The organism is Cytobacillus firmus NBRC 15306, from assembly GCF_001591465.1.
Lineage (GTDB): Bacteria > Bacillota > Bacilli > Bacillales > Cytobacillaceae > Cytobacillus > Cytobacillus firmus.
Genome location: NZ_BCUY01000227.1, coordinates 1 through 1121, shown reverse-complemented (window position 1 = coordinate 1121; position 1121 = coordinate 1). Strand labels below are relative to the sequence as shown.

The following is a 1121-nucleotide window of genomic DNA, read 5'->3' as shown; positions in this document are numbered from 1 at the left end:
CCTATTCAAATTAATGGGTATTGGGAAGAAAACACCAAACAAATAAGTTTTGATTCACCATATGCCTCATTTTTTGGTAACTTAACTATATTTGATGATCCCTCGATTAGAATTCGTCATTTCGTTTTAAGTGGACGGTTTATTATGAAACCTCCCTCTTTGCTTGCAGGTGAGTACGGAACTTGGATTGCTACAACTGATACAGCACTCACTGAACCTCCTATATATCAGAACGGCGTTCCTCCTGCCGGAGTCTTTTTAACATCAGATATCCTGTACTAAATCACTACCCTCCCGTTACACTATGGTAAGATATCTTTATATATATCACATATATTAGGCGCACTAGTCCGTTAATCCACTTGAATAAATTATTTTTGTGTCACCCCGAATAATATTCTTTTTTTAGATTATGGTAATGGTTTCACATCAACCGGTTTTTAAATAGTATTTAGGAATGGATTCATTTTGAAATCGATTGCCCCCTTATCCATAAAGCCGATTATTTCTCGTAAGTTGAGGAAAAATCGGCTTTATTCATGACGAATTATGCTTAGCGTATGTTTTAAGCGCTTTTTGTTGGTGGGATCCCTTATATATAAAATAGCCTTATAATCAAAACGGTTGCTATATTTCATTGCTAAAAACTTTTATTGATTCCAAATTCTCTTTAAATCCAATGGAATGAATACCTTATTCCCATGTATCTCCCTATGTATGATAGGATTTGAAAAGCATTGATCTAAACTTAACCCTTCTTTTTTATGCCTAGCTCTTATAAAGTCTTCGGGTAATCGCATAACACTTGCTCCTTTTATATTTTTTATAAAACAACTCTTGGTAAGAAAGCTTAGTTTTTATTCGCTCTCTGTAATATACCAAGAATGTTGCAACATAATGCTTAGAATTGTAATTTTTACGAACGTGTGCTTCAGTTATTTTTTTTATGAGACTGGGCTTGTTTGTTTTGTTGTCTTACTTGTTGTTCATTATTTTTGCTTGTAAACTCATTTCCTTATTGATTTTGTGCTCCTTGCGTACTGCCTTGGGAAGCTTGGCTTCCATCTTGGGCTTATTGCGGTTCTTCTTGTTCGATTTGTTGAACGCGTGGTTCAACGCTG

General features: G+C 34.9%; 1 pseudogene. It reads left to right on the top strand.

What is annotated here, in order from left to right:
• Nucleotides 1-282: pseudogene (locus BFI01S_RS23630) on the top strand (hypothetical protein); the annotation flags it as partial.
• Nucleotides 283-1121 lie beyond the last annotated feature (839 nt).